General features: G+C 51.3%; 18 protein-coding genes. 1 reads left to right on the forward strand and 17 read right to left on the reverse strand.

Annotation, left to right across the window (positions count from 1 at the left end):
• Positions 1–96 precede the first annotated feature (96 nt).
• The 13 genes from DACE_RS12165 to DACE_RS12225 all read right to left on the reverse strand — a co-directional run bounded on the left by DACE_RS12165 (position 97) and on the right by DACE_RS12225 (position 12,756).
• Positions 97–2,082, reverse strand: a complete 1,986-nt coding sequence (locus DACE_RS12165; protein ID WP_006001673.1) for a HAMP domain-containing methyl-accepting chemotaxis protein — start codon at positions 2,080–2,082, stop codon at positions 97–99.
• 30 nt (positions 2,083–2,112) lie between these two features.
• Positions 2,113–2,610 carry a chemotaxis protein CheW gene (locus DACE_RS12170; RefSeq protein WP_006001675.1) on the reverse strand — a complete coding sequence of 166 codons (498 nt, stop codon included), beginning with the start codon at positions 2,608–2,610 and terminating at the stop codon, positions 2,113–2,115.
• 57 nt (positions 2,611–2,667) lie between these two features.
• Entirely contained in the window at positions 2,668–4,776 is a 2,109-nt protein-coding gene (locus tag DACE_RS12175) for a chemotaxis protein CheA (RefSeq protein WP_006001677.1), read from the reverse strand.
• 27 nt (positions 4,777–4,803) lie between these two features.
• Positions 4,804–5,172, reverse strand: coding sequence for an STAS domain-containing protein (locus DACE_RS17440; protein ID WP_006000710.1), 369 nt, complete (start codon positions 5,170–5,172; stop codon positions 4,804–4,806).
• 178 nt (positions 5,173–5,350) lie between these two features.
• Positions 5,351–5,716 carry a response regulator gene (locus DACE_RS12185; RefSeq protein ID WP_006000708.1) on the reverse strand — a complete coding sequence of 122 codons (366 nt, stop codon included), beginning with the start codon at positions 5,714–5,716 and terminating at the stop codon, positions 5,351–5,353.
• Between the two features lie 59 nt (positions 5,717–5,775).
• Positions 5,776–6,963, reverse strand: coding sequence for a methyl-accepting chemotaxis protein (locus DACE_RS12190; RefSeq protein ID WP_006001680.1), 1,188 nt, complete (start codon positions 6,961–6,963; stop codon positions 5,776–5,778).
• Positions 6,964–6,972: 9 nt separating this feature from the next.
• Positions 6,973–7,335, reverse strand: a complete 363-nt coding sequence (locus DACE_RS12195; RefSeq protein WP_040367262.1) for an RNA-binding protein — start codon at positions 7,333–7,335, stop codon at positions 6,973–6,975.
• A 570-nt stretch (positions 7,336–7,905) separates the two neighbouring features.
• Positions 7,906–9,300: a sigma-54-dependent transcriptional regulator gene (locus DACE_RS12200; RefSeq protein ID WP_006001684.1), complete on the reverse strand. Its 1,395-nt coding sequence runs from the start codon at positions 9,298–9,300 to the stop codon at positions 7,906–7,908.
• Complete coding sequence (locus DACE_RS12205) at positions 9,297–9,896, reverse strand: NUDIX hydrolase (RefSeq protein WP_006001686.1); 600 nt, start codon at positions 9,894–9,896, stop codon at positions 9,297–9,299. The genes DACE_RS12200 and DACE_RS12205 overlap by 4 nt, the downstream gene beginning before the upstream one ends.
• A gap of 18 nt (positions 9,897–9,914) precedes the next feature.
• Positions 9,915–10,895, reverse strand: coding sequence for a tRNA 5-methoxyuridine(34)/uridine 5-oxyacetic acid(34) synthase CmoB (cmoB, locus tag DACE_RS12210; RefSeq protein ID WP_006001689.1), 981 nt, complete (start codon positions 10,893–10,895; stop codon positions 9,915–9,917).
• On the reverse strand, positions 10,880–11,605 hold the full coding sequence (gene cmoA / locus DACE_RS12215) for a carboxy-S-adenosyl-L-methionine synthase CmoA (protein ID WP_006001690.1): 726 nt from the start codon (positions 11,603–11,605) through the stop codon (positions 10,880–10,882). The genes cmoB and cmoA overlap by 16 nt, the downstream gene beginning before the upstream one ends.
• Before the next feature lie 198 nt (positions 11,606–11,803).
• Positions 11,804–12,160 carry an RNA polymerase-binding protein DksA gene (dksA, locus tag DACE_RS12220; RefSeq protein WP_006001692.1) on the reverse strand — a complete coding sequence of 119 codons (357 nt, stop codon included), beginning with the start codon at positions 12,158–12,160 and terminating at the stop codon, positions 11,804–11,806.
• A 140-nt stretch (positions 12,161–12,300) separates the two neighbouring features.
• Positions 12,301–12,756: an RrF2 family transcriptional regulator gene (locus tag DACE_RS12225; protein ID WP_006001694.1), complete on the reverse strand. Its 456-nt coding sequence runs from the start codon at positions 12,754–12,756 to the stop codon at positions 12,301–12,303.
• Between the two features lie 127 nt (positions 12,757–12,883).
• Here DACE_RS12225 and gluQRS point away from each other — a divergent pair, with 127 nt between their 5' ends.
• Complete coding sequence (gluQRS, locus tag DACE_RS12230; protein ID WP_006001696.1) at positions 12,884–13,813, forward strand: tRNA glutamyl-Q(34) synthetase GluQRS; 930 nt, start codon at positions 12,884–12,886, stop codon at positions 13,811–13,813.
• On the opposite strand, the gene DACE_RS17445 is transcribed toward gluQRS, so the two are convergent.
• From DACE_RS17445 to DACE_RS12250, 4 genes are all read right to left on the reverse strand, one after another.
• Positions 13,803–15,428, reverse strand: a complete 1,626-nt coding sequence (locus DACE_RS17445; protein ID WP_006001698.1) for a sensor domain-containing diguanylate cyclase — start codon at positions 15,426–15,428, stop codon at positions 13,803–13,805. The two genes, gluQRS and DACE_RS17445, sit on opposite strands and share 11 nt — an antisense overlap.
• A 114-nt stretch (positions 15,429–15,542) precedes the next feature.
• Complete coding sequence (locus tag DACE_RS12240; RefSeq protein ID WP_006001700.1) at positions 15,543–16,283, reverse strand: succinate dehydrogenase/fumarate reductase iron-sulfur subunit; 741 nt, start codon at positions 16,281–16,283, stop codon at positions 15,543–15,545.
• Positions 16,283–18,199 (reverse strand): fumarate reductase/succinate dehydrogenase flavoprotein subunit, encoded by a 1,917-nt coding sequence (locus tag DACE_RS12245; RefSeq protein WP_006001701.1) that lies wholly within the window; start codon positions 18,197–18,199, stop codon positions 16,283–16,285. The genes DACE_RS12240 and DACE_RS12245 overlap by 1 nt, the downstream gene beginning before the upstream one ends.
• 11 nt (positions 18,200–18,210) lie before the next feature.
• Positions 18,211–18,888, reverse strand: a complete 678-nt coding sequence (locus DACE_RS12250) for a succinate dehydrogenase cytochrome b subunit (protein ID WP_006001703.1) — start codon at positions 18,886–18,888, stop codon at positions 18,211–18,213.
• Positions 18,889–19,079: the final 191 nt, after the last annotated feature.

Consider the following 19,079-nt stretch of genomic DNA (forward strand, 5'->3'; position numbering starts at 1 on the left):
CAACGCCAACCATAGCTTCCTCTAATCTCAATCAGCTTAAAAACCCTCTGGCGGAAGCTACCTTCCACCAGAGGGCCGGAGTTCTGTCTTTACGGATTAATATTCCTCAAACTCACTGTCCAGTGAATCGCGTCCTGCCCCCATATCCAGAGCCAACCCTGAAGCCGGCTCAGTTTTTTTCGCGGGCGGTATGGCAATCTTTTTCATTGTCGGCTCAATACGGCGCGGTGGCGTTTTCACCGTTGTGCCGCCTTCAACTCGAAAGAAATCAATGGTGTCCTGTAATTGCGAGGCTTGCGCATTAAGTTCCTCAGAAGTGGACGCCATCTCTTCAGCAGCAGACGCATTCTGCTGAATGACCTGATCCAATTGTTGAATCGCTTTATTGACCTGATCAGCCCCGGTATCCTGCTCTTTGCTGGCTGCGGCAATTTCCTGGACCAGTTCAGCAGTGCGTTGGATATCCGGCACCATTTTGGCCAGCATCTCACCGGCATTCTCCGCCACCTCGACACTGCTCGACGACAGATCACTGATTTCAGCCGCAGCACTCTGGCTGCGCTCAGCCAGTTTACGTACTTCCGAAGCTACCACGGCAAACCCTTTGCCATGCTCACCAGCTCGTGCCGCTTCGATCGCCGCATTGAGTGCCAGCAGATTGGTCTGGCGGGCAATCTCTTCGATAATCGAGATCTTCTCAGCAATATCCTTCATGGCCTTAACGGTTTCAGCCACAGCTTCACCGCCACTCTGAGCATCCTGAGACGACTTGATGGCTATCTTTTCCGTCTGCATGGCGTTATCGGCATTTTGCTTGATATTCGCCGCCATCTCTTCCATGGACGAGGACGCTTCTTCAGCAGCCGCAGCCTGCTCTGTGGCACCCTGACTCATCTCTTCGGAACTGGCCGAGAGCTCCTGGCTACCGGCCGCCACATTGGTGGAGGCACCTTTAACGTTTTCCACCACGTCTTTGAGCTTTTCCACCATGTTGGCAACCGAACCATAGACACTATGGCGGTTTTTATCCGTAACATCCAATTTCTGAGTCAGGTCGCCTTCCGCCAGCACTCCCATCACCCTCTCGATAATCGCCGGATCACATCCGAGCTGGCGCATCACGCCACGAATCAGCAGAAGGGCAATGACAGCACCTAAAATAATTGCTGCAACAACCAGGACCATGATCAATTGAACGGCCTTTTCATTCGACGCCTGCACCTGAGGTCCAAGTTGGTCCTGGATCTCTTTGACATCCAGCTTGACATCTTCAAACTCGGCCGCAACCTTCGGGCCAAGGACATCAAGGCTATTCTTGATGTAATCGTTGCGCTCGAAGATTGTCGTTGTAATTTCCTCGAACACCTTAGCGTATTTTTCACTAGTCTCCCTGGCTTCAACTAACAGCGTCCGGCGCTGTTGATTCTGCAGGTTTTCTTCAAGAAGACGATAATACTTGTCCAGTGCTGAAAACTCCTGATTAACCCGGTCAATCGCCTGTTGAGAGTTCCCCTCGAGAAATTTCATGACATACAACCGGGCCAACAACAAACTGCGCAGCGCCTGGCTGCTGTAATAGGCCGCTTCCATATCACCATCCACTCGCGCGCTCTCAAGGATTTTGGTAAGCGCCTTTTCTATCATTGGCCCAGTGATATTAACGCCATTATTAACAAGGTCATCCCGGTGATTCATCAGCACCACGACTTTTTCAAAATCTGTCTTATATGCGTTTAAATCTTCTGTTGCCACACCCAACATTGCAGACCGTTTGGGATCTTCAATCAATTCATGCGCCTGATTGAGAAACTCCATCGTCTTCTGCAGATAGTCCTGATACTGTTGCTGATCCTCCTCGCTGCCGGTAATGATAAAATCTTTGACATTCATGCGCACCATGAGCATGTTGGCCTGCACGCGTCCGGACAGGTTGGTTTCTTTGGCCAGTTCACGATAATCTCCAAAACCATCTGCAGCCGTGTTCAGAGCGTTATAGCCAATACCGCCAACAGCCATGAGCAGCACCAGTACAACGGCAAAACCCAAAATCAGTTTTTTCGCCAGTGTCATGTTGGTTAACATCTATCTATCCCCCTTAGTCGAGTTGAAAGATCACGCTTTAGTGGCATCACTGTTTTGCTGAATCAGCGAAATTTCATCAGCCGAGAATACCCGGTCAATATCCAGAATAATGATGAATTCGTCGTTGTGCTTACCCATGCCACGGATAAACTCCGTATCAAGCTTGGTGCCGATGCGTGGCGGTGGTTCGATCTGGTCGGGGTCGAGTTCGAGCACTTCCTGGACTGAGTCGACCAGGGCGCCGAGCACGCTGGGTTCGCCGTCCATGACCACTTCGGTGATGATAATGCAGGTGTTGACGGTGGCTTCGGCTTCACGCATGCTGAATTTGACCCGCATGTCGACGACGGGGACAACGCTGCCACGCAGATTGATAACGCCACGCATGAAGATGGGAGTCTGCGGCACTTTGGTGACATCAGTGAAGTCGAGTACTTCGCGTACTTTGGCGATTTCGAGAGCAAAGACTTCTTCGTCGAGCTTGAAGGTCAGATATTGGTTCATCTGCTCCAAATCTTCTGCGGACATGGTGGTTCTCCTTTCCCCTTATGCTTAATCGTGTTGTCTAAAACCTGTAGGTGTTTTTTACGGTTGGCTGACACGCCCCTCCTCACTGGCTTTCTGCATCAGATAAACAATGTCGAGAATAAGAGCAACACTGCCGTCACCGAGGATGGTGGCGCCGGAGACACACTGCACATCGCGATACATGGGGCCGAGGGATTTGATAACGGTCTGGTGTTCGCCGATGACGTTGTCGACGACGAAACCGAGCTGCTGGCCGTTGATCTGGGTGATGACGATCTGCTGTACTGCGGGCCGGTTGCCGTCGATGGCAAATTCTTCGCGTAACGGAACGTAGGGCACCAGGTGGCCGCGAACCTTGGCGAGATTGCGGCCGTGAGAGTCGTGGATGTCTTGGGCGGTGAGTTCGATGCATTCTTCAACGGCGGACAGGGGCAGTACGTAGCGGCCGTCACCGATCTGGACGAGCAGGCTTTCGATGATGGCGAGGGTCAGGGGGATGCGCAGGCTAACGGTGCTGCCCTGGCCTTTTTGACTGTCGAGGGTGATGCTGCCGCGTAATGATTCGATGGCGCGTTTGACGACGTCCATGCCGACGCCGCGCCCGGACAGGCCGGTGACTTGCTGGGCGGTGGAGAAGCCGGGGGCGAAGATGAGGTTGAGCAGGTCGGTGTGGCTCAGTTGGTCGTCGGCGCCGATGACGCCTTTGCTGATGGCTTTTTGGCGGATCACTTCGGGATCCATGCCTTTGCCGTCGTCGCTGATGTTGATGATGACGCTGTCGCCGGAGTGTTCGGCGCTTAAGTGGACCTGGCCGGTGCGGGGCTTGCCGGCGGCAACGCGGTCGTCGGGCATCTCGATGCCGTGGTCCATGCTGTTGCGGATGATGTGGACGAGGGGGTCGCCGAGTTGCTCGATGACGGTTTTGTCGAGTTCGGTGTCGGCGCCGGTGGTTTTGAGTTCGACTTCTTTGCCGAGATCGGCGCTGATGTCGCGCACGAGGCGTTTGAATTTGCTGAACGTGCTGCCGATGGGTAGCATGCGGATGTTGAGGGTGCTGTCGCGTAAGTCTTCGGTGAGGCGTTCGACTTCTTCGGCGATGGAGAGCAAATCGGCGTCGTGACGCTGGTTGGCGACCTGGCTGAGGCGCGACTGGACGGTGACCATTTCACCGACGAGGTTGACGAGGTCGTCGAGTTTGTCAGCGGGGACGCGCAGGCTGCTGGCACCTTGGCTTTTTTCTTTTTTCTTTTCTTTGAGTTTTCGAATCTCCTGCTGTTCGAGCAGGGCGGAGTCGACTTGGTCACGACTGACAAGATTCGCTTCGACGAGCAGATCGCCGATACGTTTGTTGTGGGCGAGGACGTCGTCGATTTCGGCCTGGCTGATCTCGCCGCGTTCAATGAGAATGTCACCGAGGCGTTTGCGGTCCATGCCATCCTCATCGCTGCCGAGATCAATCGCTTTGATAATCAGTTCGCAATCGTCTTCGACAAAGATGAACACGTCACGGATAGCATCTTCGCCACAGTCGCTGGTGAGGATGATATCCCAGCTGGCATAGCAGTCTTCAGCATTAAGCTCGTCCAAAGCTCGGACATTTGCTTTATGGGCGATGGTCCGACAGGTGCCGAGTTCGGCGAGTTCATCGAGCAGTTGGGCAATGGAGGTGCCGTTGTGCATAATATCGAGTGATGGCCGAAAGCGGATACGGTAGGTGGTGTAGTCGTTTTTGGTGTCGGCGTTGTCAGCGTCAGCTACCGACGCGGCGAGGGTGGCTGGTGCGCTGCCACCTCCGGCAAGAGCCTGGAACTGTGCAACGAGGTCTGCACCCTGGGCGGCGTATCCCCCCTGTTCTTCAGCGTCGCAATCGAGCAGGGCAAGGATATGGTCACGGGCCTTGAGCGACAGATCAACGAGTTGTTTGGTGACGGGCAACTCACCGTTACGCACCAGATCGAAGACGGTTTCAACTTCGTGGGTGAATTCGGAGATGGTGGTAAACCCGAACATGGCACCGGAGCCTTTGATAGTGTGCATGGCCCGGAACACTTTGCTGATGGTCTCGTGGTCGTCGGGCTGTTCTTCAAGCTCTAGCAGCGAATCTTCGAGTTCACTGAGCAGTTCGTAGGCTTCTTCCTTAAAGGCATTTTGTGGGGCATCCTGCATGGGCGTCCTCGTCTTTGCTCGGCGGTTTTAGGTGAGGTTTTCCGGTATCCACAGGCATTTCATCGGATCTTCGGCCTCGTTGCAGGCCTGATCGCGAAAGAAGCCGAGGGATTGAGCACGATCGATAAAGGCTTCGGTGCATTGGCCTTTGATCTGGAAGTGTTTGCCATACTTCTGAGCGTATTTGTTGGCGCTGCATAAGAGCTGCAACACGCTGTAATCGACATCGGTGACGGCGGCCATGTCAAGAATCACGTGGTCATGGCTCTGCAGGGCACTGAGCAGATCGTTTTTAAGTTGGCCGATGGTGGCGATACCCAGATCACCGCTGACAATCAGCAGTTGATAGGCTGCGCCGTCACTGTTTTGAATGGTTTTGCTTTCCAGTTCAAACATGGCTTCTCCGTTGTGGCCTGTCTAGCAGGATGTTGAAAAGGTCCCATCCAGGGCCTTTTCAATGACGCAAGCCGAAAATGCGATTTCCGTCTTGCTTACAAAATCAAGGGCTTGAAAACCTGTCCTTGATTTTGGTCGCCCGTCCATGGGCTCCACAGGCTGTTTTTCAACAGCCTGTTTAGCCGAGCACTTTTTTGACGACACCGAGCAGTTTTTGCGGATCAAAGGGTTTGACCAGCCAGCCGGTAAGCCCCGCGGCTTTGCCTTTGGCCTTGAAGTCGGCTCCGGCTTCGGTGGTGAGCATCAGAATCGGGGTGAATTTGTAGGTGGGCGCGGCGCGCAGTTTCTGTACCAGGGTCAGCCCGTCCATCACCGGCATGTTGAGGTCGGTGAGCACCAGGTCAACTTTGTGTTTTTGCGCGGCGGCGAGAGCTTCCTGACCGTTGCCGGCTTCAATCACCTGATAACCGGCACCTTTGAGAGTGAAGGACACCATCTGCAGGATCGATTTTGAATCATCGACCGCTAACACTGTTTTTGCCATAGAGTCTGTTCTCCTTTTGCTTTATCTCTCTGTGTTCTTGATTATTTACTTAGACCAACTCAAAAAAGCTCAATGTCACCTTCGTCCATGTTTTTTTGCGACACCGGATTGTGGTGGCTTTCGCGAACCAGTCGAGCTGAACTCTTCAAAATCATTTCCAGAACCTCGCTCTGCCCGGCGAGATCCCCGTCCTCAATCGCGGGCAACTGTTGCGATTGCTGCGCGACACTGTGTATCAATTCGTCCATGGCCGTAAGTCGCCGGGTAACCGTTCCAATGACCTGGGTGGACATGTCCTGAAACTGCAACGATGTCACCGCTTGACGCACAAGCTGCGATACATCTTCGGCAATAGACGAAATCTGACCCGCGCTTTTTTCAACCATCTGATTGAATTGTTGCGCCTGATCCATGGTGGTGCTGATATGATCACTTTCTTCTGTCACCAACTGGCTGGAGTTCTCGGAGAGTTCCCGAATGGATGTGCCGACATGTCCCAAAGCCGTTGAGATCGCTTGGACCGAGGTATCAATCTGTTCACTGAAGCGATTGGAGCGAATAGACAGATTCCGCACCTCTTCAGCAACCACGGCAAATCCCTTTCCGGCGGTCCCTGCACGGGCGGCTTCGACAGCGGCATTGATAGCGAGCAGGTTGGTCTGATCGGCAATTTTGCGCACCTCACCAAGCATACCGAGAACTTTTTGGAACTGGTCTTGGGTTTCATCCATGGATGCAACAAGTCGATTTGTCTGACTGTTATTTTCGATGGTAGCATCCAGCAGACGTTGCATGACTGTTTCAATGTTTTCAAACAGGGCCTTAAAGGATGTCATCGCACTGTCATTGTCTTGTCCACGGGTTAACGTCACTGCCAGTTCTTTTTGTTCAACGGTTTTTTCCTCAAGTTCGCTGAAGCTGGCAATCAGTTTGGTTATGGCATCGGCAAGGATATTCTGCACCTGAGCATTTTCACTTTGCGCATCACGACATTGCCCGGTGATTTCTGTTTCCAGGCAGACAAATAGCTCCTGCGCGGCCGTGACAACATCACTGGAGGGCCCTTGTGCTGTCGGTGCCTTTTGGGTGCTCAACACGGCAACCCAGCTTCCTGTTAACGCCGTCAGCATCGAAGCAACAACAAGTAGTGGCCCCAGCCAGCCAAGGTCCGCCACTGCTGCAACTGCGACCAAGCTAACATTGACAATCAACACAACGATGACAATGTTTCGTACTGTTTTTTTCATCAAAGCTCCTCAGTTAAATTCATGAAATATCACTTCAAGCTGATTTTCATCGCGGCAGAACATGAGATGCCCATGAGATGCTGATTTCATACATCTCTTCAGTTGGCGTTCCAACATCTCATCCGTGCTGACAACACAGATGGGCACATGGAACTCTGACAAAGTGATCAGAAGCGGATCAACCTCTTTGAGATTTAGAATGATCGCGGCGACATTAATTGTATTGGCGCTACAAGTCTCCAGCCAATTCACCACATCTTCGAGGTGAAAAAATTCTACAACTTTATAACCACGCAATATCAGTGGTAGCCGGTGGGTAAATACCTGATTGATCGTATTCAGCACCACGACCTGTTTTGGTATTTCTGCCATCTTTTTCACCCATTGTTCTCTGGTCAACGCTTTGTTACTTTTTAGTAATGGCACGTTGCAACGGCTAAGCCAGATGAAAAAAAAAGACAACAATGTAAATAATTACAAGATATTGGCGACAACTACTTGGCTGCCTTACACGACAGAGAGGCTACAACAGAAATTGTAGACAAAATATTTCTAATGTCTACACGCGGCAAAAAAACTATGTAATTATCTGAAATAAAATAGTTTTTTTGATGGGAAACCACGAGTCACAACAAAAGGATGGCGACAACTTAAGTTGTCAGGCTTGATGCCCATATCGTGGCTCTAGATGAAAATACACGGTACAGCAATACGCTGCTCAGACAAGGTTTTGCAACATCGTGGCAAAGGTGAGGCAAAGCCGGCCCCGAAGGATTTGTGTCGACAGGGCACGAGCAGGATATTGAACAGTTCTCTCCGGGGGCATTCTGCTCTACACGCTGGAAATACAATTCACCCTGCTTGCAACATCAAGCCCTTAAAAACCCGTCCTTGATTTTGCCCGCCCGGCCACAAGCTCCGCAACGTGTTTTCAACAGCCTGCTACGAAGGTGACATTTTTTTCAAACGCTTACTCAACGCCTGCTGAGAAATACCCAGCAACGCTGCAGCTGTCCGTTGATTGCCCTGAGCACGACTCATGGCTTCTTCCACCAATAACCGCGACATCTCCTGCAAGCTGGGCAGGTGCTCCGGAAAAACCATCTCTTCAACCAGCTCGGTGATCCCACCGGAGGGTGTGGATAAGATTTTTTCTCGAAAGCCGTCTAGCGGCAGCACCCCAGAATGATAACGGCTCAACACATCGTAAATCATCGCCTGCAATTCACGCACATTGCCGGGAAAATGGTAGCAATGCAACAGGGTAATCAACTCTTTTTTAACCGCGGGCCGCGGTTTGGCAAGATCCACTGACGCCTGATCAACAAAGTAATTCACCAGCAAGGGGAGATCAGCACGTCGCTCTCTGAGCGGTGGGACAACAACCTGATGGGTGGCCAGACGGTAATAGAGGTCGGCTCGAAACCTCCCATCTTTTATCTTCTGTTCCAGATCAACATTGGTCGCACAAACGATACGTGCCTGAGACCGCTTTACCTTGTCACTACCGACGGGAAGGAACTCGCGTTCCTGAACAAGACGCAACAGTTTCACCTGGGAGTGCAGACTCAAGTCTCCGATTTCATCAAGAAAAAGCGTCCCATTGGCGGCCTGTTCTACCATCCCAAAACGTTTGCTGCTGGCTCCGGTAAAGGCACCGGCAACATGACCAAACAAGGTATCCGCGAACATGTCGTCATCTAACCCAGCAACGTTAACTGCGACCAGAGGCTGCTCCGGGCAGCTGAGCTGATGGACAGCACGGGCGATAAGTTCTTTGCCGGTCCCACTTTCGCCACAAATGAGAACCGGGTGACGGCTGGGTGAGACCGCCTCGAGATAATCCAACAGTTTAAACATGGCCGGATCATCAGTGACAATCTCTTCAAATGCCGCGTGCCGTGAGCGTGTCGCTAGCATTTTGCTGCGTAGACGCTGATTCTCCAGTTTAAGACTGTTAAATTCAATGGCCCGTTTAACACCGGCAATCAGCCGTTCCCGTTCTGCCGTTTTGATAAAAAAATCAAAAGCACCAGCCTTCATACAGCTTACGGCAACGTCCAGTTGGTTCATTCCGGTGATGACAATAACGGGAATTTCCGGAAACTCATGGCTGATCTGCTCAAGAAGCTCTTCGCCGCTGATGTGGGGCATAGTCAGATCGATCACTACGGTATCGACAACTTGATTTCTCAGAAGTGGCAGAACCTCACGGCTGTCGGAACTTTTAAGCACATTGTTGATCCCGCCGCGCTGACGCAAGGTCAGGGCAAAACTATGCAACCACGGCTCCTCGTCATCAACCAACAGAATCGGATGCTCAGGGTAGGGCATCATAGCATGGTTCCTTGGGGACAGTCGCTTAACGGCTCACCGATAACGGTAAAGAAATGACGGATAAAACGGTAGGTCAACCCCCAGAGGACCGGCAGTTCGCCACCAAGATCGATCCCTGGCACGGCAATCGATTTACCATGCCATGACACTGTCGCCAGGTGATGCTTCTCCGGGTCCTGCAGCGAGCGTAACGGCACCCAGAACGCTTTGGAGACTTCGTAGTTTTTTTCCAGCTCCGCAGCATTGTCAGCAATTGAGAATACAAAACAGCTGACACACACCGGAATGCGCACACCGTGATGATCATCCAGGCGCACGACGTAATCCTGTTGCGCCAGGCTCAATCCCACCTCCTCGCGGGTTTCACGCACTGCGGCATCATAGGCCGTGGCATCTTCGGGATCAATACGCCCACCTGGAAAACCGAGATTCCCGGACCAGGGATCGTTCGGATGTTTGGCCCGTTGAATCAGCAGCAACTCAATCCCCTGAGCACCATGACGCAAAATCAGGGCCACCGAGGCGCGACCTTTCTGATGCTGATCTTCAAGGGCAGCATACTGATGCCGTTGTAATGTGGCGATAATATGGTCCACGGTCCCCCCTTGTCGTCATTATTTGACTTCAGCCAACATCAATGCCCGTCGAGGTGCCGGATAGCCCTCGATGGTTTTCAACGCATCCTGAGGATCAAGAAAATCCGCTAGGGATTCCGTCTGAATCCACGGCGTTTTTCGTTGTTCCTCAGAGGTTGTTCGCGTCACGTCAATGCAGCGAATCTTGGTAAAACCGGCACGTGCCAGCCAATTGGCCAGACCATTGACCGTCGGCAGAAAGAACACATTGTTCATTTTGGCGTATCGGTCGCTTGGCGTCAATGCGACTTGCTCTTCTCCGGGGATCACCAGCGTTTCCAGAACCAGTTCGCCACCGCGCCGCAAGGTGCGTCGAATCCGGGTCAGAGTGTCAAGCGGAGAACGGACATGGTAAAGCACACCCATGTGAAACAGAGTATCAAAGCAACCAGTCATCTCAGGTAATTCTTCAAATTTCCCCGGCAATGTATAACAGCAGGGTTGCTTGAGCAGCTTCTGTAGCAGGCAATACTGAAAATAGAAGGTTTGATACGGTTCCAGACCAACCACTAATTTCGGATCTGCCGCAAGCATTCGGAACAGATAATAGCCACTGCTACTGCCAACGTCGAGAATCCGCCGTCCCTGCAAGGGCGCAATCTGTTCTTTGAGGCGATTCCACTTCAGGTAGGAGACCCATTCTGTATCCACTTCCGTACCAAGGATCTTAAAAGGGCCCTTACGCCAGGGTCGCAAACCGAACAAAGCGTGTTGAATCTTTTGATCCTGATCTGCTGGGAGCTCACCGGCCTTGCCGATAGACACCCAATCCCGGTCCAGATCAGCTTCAAGCTTCAGGTTGTCGGGGATATTCTCAAGCAGCTGCAGATACGCTTGGCTTTTTCTGTCACGTAGAAGAAATTGCCGTTTCTTTTCAACAAATTCCGTCAGCGACTGCGCCCAAACAGGCTCTTCGCCCTGGGCAATGGCAGCTATAAGCTTATCTATTTCTTCAAACATAATAACGACATGAAGTTAAACCATTTCAACCAGATATCAATGTTATCAAAGCCGACATCGTTCAGACGGGCCACATGCTGCTCACAGGTTTCCGGAATCAGGACATTTTCCAGAGCTTCACGCTTTTGACTGATTTCCAATTGCGAGTAGCCGTTTTCTTTTTTGAATCGATAATAAAAATCTTGCTGTAACGCATCCAGATCAGAATCCGCATGGACAACTTTTTCCGACAACAACAGAATACCGCTGGGCAGCAGGGCATCATAGACCCTGGCAAGTAACGTTTTCCGCACCTCGGGAGACAAAAATTGCAACGTTAGATTGATAACAATCACAGAGGCTTTCTCCAGCGGATAATCCTCAATGCTGCTTTCAACTAGATGAATACACTCCGTTTCACAACCACCTTGTAGTCGCTGTCGATACTGTTCCAGCATGGGTGCGGAGCTGTCAAGTGCTTCAAGATGAAAGGGCTGGCCATCCATCTGATGGAGCAGTTCCAATCCAAAATTTCCATGGGAGCAACCCAGATCATAAATACGGGAACCCGGCTGATAAAAACGACATGTCAATTGCGCCTGGCGCAACAGTGATTCACGGTACAGCGGAACGCTGCGGGTGATCATGTCATCGAACACGGCGACAACACGTTCATTGAATTCGAAGGGATGTACGGGTTGCAGATGTGAATAAAGTTTATCGTGTGTCATGAAAGGCCTGCCAAAATGTCTTTGCGTTGTGATGACATGCACAGTACACAAAGCGGGCAAACAAAGCAATCTTTGAGCCCCCTGACATGAGCGAGGCTTGGATTAAAAGCCCCCCTTGAACGACATGCCGATCTTTACAGCACCTTCATAGCTCAAACAAAACGTCCCGTGGAAGAAGCTTCCACGGGACGTTAATTTTTAACCGATGCGTTCTTGTCGTTCCTGCTCGGTTTTGCAGTCGATGCACAGGGTGGTGACGGGACGGGCTCTCAAACGCGCCGCTCCAATCTCCTCTTCACAACTTTCGCAAATTCCGAAGGTGCCTTCATCAATACGCTCCAGAGCCGCACGAATTTTTGCGATCAGACGCCGCTCACGATCACGAATTCGTAACTCGAAATTGCGGTCTGATTCCATGGAGGCACGGTCCGTCGGATCAGGAAAGTTTTCATGCTCATCAGTCATGCCTGATACGGTCTTTCCCGCCTCGCGCAACAGATCTTCGAGCTGTTGCTGCAGGATAGCACGATAAGCTTCTGCCTGTTCTGTATCCATAATATATAACCCCTAACCTTCTGAGTTAACGATGCGATAAAATTGACTAATATTAGTCGGATTCACAATTTAAGTCAATAGGGTTAAACGTCCATTAGACCCTGTCGTTGTTGACAATTATCACATCATGGTAGAGGTCGCTAGGACGCTTCTTCGTGCTTGTCCATCGCCATTAACTTTTTGAGATTTGCCTCTTCTTCTTCAGCGAGTCGAGCAAAATTATACTCTGAAAGTTGCTGAATCATGCTCTCTCGCACCTCTTTCCATGCACCATGAACCGGGCAATAATTGTCACGCTCACAACAGTTTTCATCTCCCAGGCATTTGTTGATATGCAAGGGATCCTCCTGAGCTTTAAAAACATCATAGACCGTGATGTCTTCGGGTTTATGGCGCAGATAAAAACCACCGCCGACACCGCGCTGCGATCCAACGATCCCCGCCTTCACCATCGGCTGAAAGATTTTCGTGAGAAACGCTGGGGTGACATTCTGCGTCTGGCAGATATCCTTTTTCAGCACAATCTCTCCTGGCGGAAACTTCGACATATAGAGAATGGCACGGATCGCGTATTCTGTTGCTCGTGTAATGACCATTTGTTCTCCCTGCTTATTGTTTACTTATATTGTTATAAATAAGGGGCAGGCAATTTTTTGTCAACCCTATTTACTAATTAAGTTCGCTGGGATTGACTTTTTTCACGCAAACTTCCATCATTTAGTTATGAAAAACACCTGTTCGTCAGCCATCGTCGGTCGCTTTGCTCCCAGCCCAACCGGGCCATTGCACCTTGGTTCCATCATTGCGGCCGTGGCCAGCTATCTGACCGCGAAACAATCGCCACAGGGTCGCTGGCTTGTTCGTATCGATGATCTGGATCAACCGCGAACTGTTCCAGGAGCCAGTGCCACGATTCTCGACCATCTCCAACGCCTTGGCTTACACCATGACGGCCCTGTCATGTATCAAAGCCAGCGCCACGAACGTTACCAGGAAGTTCTTACACAGTTGACAAAGCAGGGCTGGACCTATTCCTGTAGCTGTTCGCGTAAGGAGATCCTCGCCAGTGCACCACATCAGGGCGAGGAAGGGCCAATTTATCCCGGCACCTGCTTATATTCGCAGCCACCTTTCGGGCGGCCGACCTCTTGCCGCGTGCAGACCCGTGATGAACTCATCCGCTTCACGGACCTGATCCAGGGAACATTCACTCAAAACCTGCGTCACGATGTGGGCGATTTTGTTCTGCAACGCAACGATGGAATTTTTGCCTACCAGTTGGCCACGGTGATTGACGACCATGACAGCGGAGTCAATCTGGTTGTTCGCGGTCGGGATTTACTCACGTCAACCCCCCGACAGATCTACTTGCTGCAATGCCTGAACTGGAGCATTCCCCGTTATGCCCATATCCCCCTGGCTATGGCTGAAGACGGGCACAAGATCAGTAAACGCCACCAGCAACGCTCTCCCTGCGATCTGTATTCTCCTCAGCAGCTTTTGTGTTTTGTCCTGACATTTCTTGGTCTTGATCCCCCCCAAACCCTCGTTAACGCTTCGGTTGAAGCTCTTGTCCAGTGGGGAATCGACCACTTCTCTTTTTACCGCATCCCCACCAACAATCGTGCTCTGGATGAGTTTTTTAACCCTTGACTCGTCGCGGCGAGTACTCGTCCTTTCGCTGATAAATTTGTAGCTGGTTCCGCCCTTTCTGTTTGGCACGGTACAGTGCATCATCCGCCTGGCTGATCAAATGGTCTGCTGTCTGGTATGCATCAGGGATCATACTGCTAACGCCGATGCTGACCGTAATCACCCCGGAACACTTAGATCCACAGTGTTCCATACCCGAGCCACGGACCACCCCGAGCAAGGCGTCAGCCATGCCCTGCGCTTCCGCCGGATTGGTCATCGGCAACAAGCAGACAAACTCTTCGCCACCATAGCGAGCCACCACATCACGCGCGCGCTTGAATTTGTTCTTGAACAGTTGAGCCAACCGGGCAAGACATTCGTCACCCTGCAAATGGCCGTAGCAATCATTGTAGATTTTAAAATAATCCACATCAATCATCAGCACAGTCACCCAGTGTTGATGACGACAGGCATCTCGCCATTCGATATCCAGTAGCTCATCAAAATAGCGTCGATTGATCAACTCTGTAAGACCGTCGTAGCGGCTGAGTCGTTCCAGTTCCTGCTGAACACTCTCCCGTTCACGAATCTCTTTTTTCAACTCCTGATTAACCAGATTCAGCTCTTCGGTACGCTCCTTGACGCGTGATTCCAAGGTATTATTCAGCCGATCCAACCGCTTTAACAAATAACCAATCCCGAAATATAGAACGATAAATGTTGCACAGGCCAACACGAACGCAGCTGTCAAAGCCTGTTTCAGCACCAATCGATGTTTCTGTTGCTGCAAGGTATGCCTGCTGACCGGCTGAATGTAGCCAATCACTTCATTGTTGAAGTTTTTCAATTCAACAGGACTATAAAACAGATATTCCTCTTTGCCATACGCCTTGATCAGACCTTGTGCAACCTCCTGTTTGTCGGGGAACTCAGAGATCTCCTTGAACAGCGTCCCTTTCTCTTCCATGAGCAGGTAGTCCCCGTATGTTGGGTAACTGACCCCCTTAATGCGTTTCTGGTAACTCTTTTTGATCAAGACACCCGTATCAACACCGAGGCTATCGTAGATGAGATTCAAACCGGACAACGGCCTCAGCACAAAAACAATGATTCCCTCAAACCGGTTATTTTTGAAAATAGGCCGAGTCAGTCGATACGCCAATCCCCATCGGGCGACGGTCAACCCGTATTGAGGCTGTTTCAGTGCAAAAGCTCGGGCGACAAAGGGGATATCCAAAGCGGAATCACCGTACATGGCATAACGGGCCGTACGTAACAGCACGGTTCCATCTTTACGGATAAATGTGATGGAGAAGAAATCGCTGTTCTCTTTTTGCAGTGTGGCTAATTTAACCTGTAATTGTTGATACAGGTTCTGTCGGTCGCCACAAATAAAAGAGTCAACAATCGACGGGTTAGTTTTGATGAATCCATCCAGACGAGAATGATAAATATTATGGATGCGGCTTAATTCGCGTTCTGAACTGTTGTGAATAAATCGATCTACCTGCTGAATTAGCTCTTTGTGTCGATCAGCCTGTTCATGGACCAGCAGACTGACGAAACCGGCACACAAGATGACCAGAGCCATGATCACCAGCACAATGATTTTTGCTCGAATCCCTAACTTCATCGTGACAACTTAACACAAAACAAACATTTCATAGTCATATCATGACGACGACAACAAACAAAAAGGCGGGCCCGAAGACCCGCCTTTCTGATGACATTGTCACTACAATCCAGCTTACTTTCCGAGAGCTTTAACGTACTCGCGGTTGGTTTTGGCGATGAATTTGACACTGACCCCTTTCGGGCAGGCCGCTTCACACTCGTAGTGGTTGGTGCAGTTACCGAAACCGGCGTTCAGCATGGCTTCGGTCATGTTGTTGACGCGCTCAGCAGCCTCAATTTCACCCTGAGGCAATACCGCCATCTGGGCAATTTTGGCACTGGTGAACAGCATTGCGCTGCCGTTAGGGCAGGCTGCAACACAGGCACCACAACCGATACACTCAGCTGCGTCCATAGCATAATCGGCATCCGGCTTGGAAATCAGAGTCTGATTCGCCTCACCAACTTCACCGGTATACGCAGAAGTGTAACCACCGGATTGGATGATGTTATCCAGAGCGGCACGATCAACTGCAAGGTCCTTGATCACCGGGAAAGCCTTGGCACGCCACGGCTCCAAGGTCAGGCTGTCGCCATCGCTGAATTGACGCATGTGCAGTTGGCATGCCGTGGTCTTCTCTTGAGGACCGTGAGGAATACCATTCACGACACAACCACAGGTACCGCAGATACCTTCGCGGCAGTCGTTATCAAACTCGATGGGCTCAATGCCGCTGGTGATCAGCTCTTCGTTAACCTCATCAAGCATTTCCAGAAAGGAGCTGTCGGGGCTGACATTTTTAGCCTCGTACTGCTCCAGCTTGCCCTTATCCTCCGGGCCATTTTGGCGCCATACGTAAAGTGTCAGATCCATTATTTATAACTCCTTATCGCAAGTTTAACGTTTTCGAATTTCAACGGCTCTTTGTGCAGCTCAGGTGCCTTGCCTTCACCTTTGTACTCCCAGGCCGCAACATAGCAGAAGTTCTCGTCGTCACGCATTGCTTCGCCGTCCTCAGTCTGGTATTCCGTACGGAAGTGACCACCACAGGACTCTTTACGGTGCAGCGCGTCTGTCGTCATGATCTCGGCAAACTCGAGGAAGTCAGCAACACGACCGGCATCTTCCAGCTGGCTGTTACGCGTTCCCTTCTCACCGGTGACCTTGACATTTTTCCAGAACTCTTCACGCAGCTTGGGAATCTCTTCGAGAGCTTCCTTGAGGCTTTCCTCACTACGTGCCATACCAACTTTCTCCCACATGATCTTACCAAGAGCGCGGGCGAAAGAGCTGACGGAACGCTTACCATTGACATTCATCAGCTTGTCGATACGGGCCTGAACTTCATCACGGGACTGAGCGAATGCCGCATGATCAGTCGTAACCTCGCCCGGCTTAACCGTGGCCAGGTAGTTGCCGATGGTGTAAGGGATGACGAAGTAACCGTCAGCCAGACCTTGCATCAGTGCCGAAGCACCGAGACGGTTGGCACCGTGAACGGAGAAGTTGGCTTCACCGAGAACAAACAGACCGGGAACGTTACTCATGCAGTTGTAGTCAACCCACAGACCGCCCATGGAGTAGTGCGGTGCCGGGTAGATACGCATCGGCTGCTTGTAGGCGTTCTCGTCAGTGATCTTCTCGTACATGTCGAACAAGTTGCCGTAACGCTCGCGGATGGTGTCTTCACCAACGCGATCAATCGCGCTCTGGTAGTCGAGGTAAACACCACGCTTACCGGGGCCGACACCACGCTCGTCATCACACTGCTCTTTTGCAGCACGTGATGCAATATCACGAGGAGCCAAGTTACCAAAGGAGGGGTACTTACGCTCAAGGTAGTAGTCACGATCATCTTCAGCAATTTCGCTGGCCGGCTTGTCGCAATCTTCTTTGCGCTTGGGAACCCAGCAACGACCATCGTTACGCAGAGATTCGGACATCAGGGTCAGTTTGGACTGATGGTCACCGCTTTGCGGAATACAGGTCGGGTGAATCTGAGTGTAGCAGGGGTTGGCCATGAAAGCGCCTTTTTTAGAAGCTTTCCAGGCAGCGGTAACACTGCAGCCCATGGCATTCGTGGACAGGTAGAAGACGTTGACATAACCACCGGTGGCCAGAACAACGGCATCGCCCCAGTAAGACTCAAGCTCGCCGGTAACGAGGTTACGAACGGTGATACCTCTGGCGACACCGTCTACAACAACGAGGTCCAGCATTTCAGTGCGCTCATGCAGCTTGACAGTACCAGCCTTCACCTGGCGAGACAGGGCCTGGTAGGCACCGAGCAGCAGCTGCTGTCCGGTTTGACCACGAGCGTAGAATGTACGGGAAACCTGAGCACCACCGAAAGAACGGTTGGCCAGCAGACCACTGTACTCACGAGCGAAAGGAACGCCTTGAGCCACACATTGGTCAATGATGTTGTTGGAGACCTGAGCCAGACGCCAGACGTCAGCCTCACGAGCACGGAAGTCACCACCTTTGATGGTGTCATAGAACAGGCGGAAAACACTGTCACCATCATTGTGGTAGTTTTTGGCAGCGTTGATACCACCTTGAGCCGCGATACTGTGAGCGCGACGTGCACTATCCTGGTAGCAGAAAGCTTCGACGTTGTAGCCAAGCTCACCCATGGTTGCTGCAGCAGCACCACCGGCCAGACCGGTTCCGACAACGAGAACTTTGTACTTACGCTTGTTCGCCGGGTTAACCAGCTTCATGTCAAAGCGATGCTTATCCCAAGATTTTTCAATAGGTCCAGTCGGACATTTTCCATCAAGAATCACGATGTACCCTCCTAAACTTTAATCAGGCCCAGAAGTATGGACACCGGAATAGAGATAAAACCAACAAACACGACGATAGCCGCTGCACGACCGATTTTTTCCATGGTCGGCAGAGTGTTGCTGCCAAGCAGACCCAGAGTCTGGAACAGGCTTTGTACACCGTGGCTCAGGTGAAGCAGCAGAGTCACCATGGCAGCGATGTAGATCAAGCTGATGAAGAATTTCTGGAAGCTCAGGACCATCATGGTGAAGACATCGTTACGACCCAGCGCATCCAGAGGCAGGACACCAACGGAGATCTCAGGGTTGGTCAGATGCATGGTGAAGTGAAACAGATGGTAAACGGCAAAAGCCAGAATCGCCAGACCGGTGTAGATCATGGTCTCGGCACCAAACGAAGTACGGATATTCTTCTTCTGGTTGTAATCGATGGGACGAGCCGCACGATTTTCCAGAGTCAGCTGAATACCGAAAAAGATATGCAGCCCGAAAAGGCCAAGCAGCACCAGGCGAAAGATCCAAACCAGGGGACCCAACGCATGTAAGTGCTCAGCGTACGCATTGATACCGTCCGCACCAACAAAAATGGACGAGTTACCAAGCAGGTGAACGATGACAAAGCCGACCAGACACAAACCGGTCACTGCCATCACGAGCTTTCTTCCAATAGAGCTTTGAAGCATTTGCATAACGAAATACCTATCCTTAATAGTTTGTTCTGAACCGGAACTCTTTCCAGACTCTTTCTGGAAAAATCCCTGTCCTGTCGAAACGCCACTTTAGAAGCAGTGTTCAGGATGGCGGCGGCCTCCAACTTACAAATTTCATCAACATTCTTACCCCCTTAACAAGTTAAAAAATCAAATAAGCCCCCGGTCGC

It is taken from the genome of Desulfuromonas acetoxidans DSM 684 (assembly GCF_000167355.1).
GTDB lineage: Bacteria > Desulfobacterota > Desulfuromonadia > Desulfuromonadales > Desulfuromonadaceae > Desulfuromonas > Desulfuromonas acetoxidans.

Bases quoted from the DNA above. Each gene is read 5' to 3' on its own strand.
- DACE_RS12165 (WP_006001673.1), bottom strand. From the start codon at position 2,082: ATGTTAACCAACATGACACTGGCGAAAAAACTGATTTTGGGTTTTGCC.
- DACE_RS12170 (WP_006001675.1), bottom strand. From the start codon at position 2,610: ATGTCCGCAGAAGATTTGGAGCAGATGAACCAATATCTGACCTTCAAG.
- DACE_RS12175 (WP_006001677.1), bottom strand. From the start codon at position 4,776: ATGCAGGATGCCCCACAAAATGCCTTTAAGGAAGAAGCCTACGAACTG.
- DACE_RS17440 (WP_006000710.1), bottom strand. From the start codon at position 5,172: ATGTTTGAACTGGAAAGCAAAACCATTCAAAACAGTGACGGCGCAGCC.
- DACE_RS12185 (WP_006000708.1), bottom strand. From the start codon at position 5,716: ATGGCAAAAACAGTGTTAGCGGTCGATGATTCAAAATCGATCCTGCAG.
- DACE_RS12190 (WP_006001680.1), bottom strand. From the start codon at position 6,963: ATGAAAAAAACAGTACGAAACATTGTCATCGTTGTGTTGATTGTCAAT.
- DACE_RS12195 (WP_040367262.1), bottom strand. From the start codon at position 7,335: ATGGCAGAAATACCAAAACAGGTCGTGGTGCTGAATACGATCAATCAG.
- DACE_RS12200 (WP_006001684.1), bottom strand. From the start codon at position 9,300: ATGATGCCCTACCCTGAGCATCCGATTCTGTTGGTTGATGACGAGGAG.
- cmoB (WP_006001689.1), bottom strand. From the start codon at position 10,895: ATGTTTGAAGAAATAGATAAGCTTATAGCTGCCATTGCCCAGGGCGAA.
- cmoA (WP_006001690.1), bottom strand. From the start codon at position 11,605: ATGACACACGATAAACTTTATTCACATCTGCAACCCGTACATCCCTTC.
- dksA (WP_006001692.1), bottom strand. From the start codon at position 12,160: ATGGATACAGAACAGGCAGAAGCTTATCGTGCTATCCTGCAGCAACAG.
- DACE_RS12225 (WP_006001694.1), bottom strand. From the start codon at position 12,756: ATGGTCATTACACGAGCAACAGAATACGCGATCCGTGCCATTCTCTAT.
- gluQRS (WP_006001696.1), top strand. From the start codon at position 12,884: ATGAAAAACACCTGTTCGTCAGCCATCGTCGGTCGCTTTGCTCCCAGC.
- DACE_RS17445 (WP_006001698.1), bottom strand. From the start codon at position 15,428: ATGAAGTTAGGGATTCGAGCAAAAATCATTGTGCTGGTGATCATGGCT.
- DACE_RS12240 (WP_006001700.1), bottom strand. From the start codon at position 16,283: ATGGATCTGACACTTTACGTATGGCGCCAAAATGGCCCGGAGGATAAG.
- DACE_RS12250 (WP_006001703.1), bottom strand. From the start codon at position 18,888: ATGCAAATGCTTCAAAGCTCTATTGGAAGAAAGCTCGTGATGGCAGTG.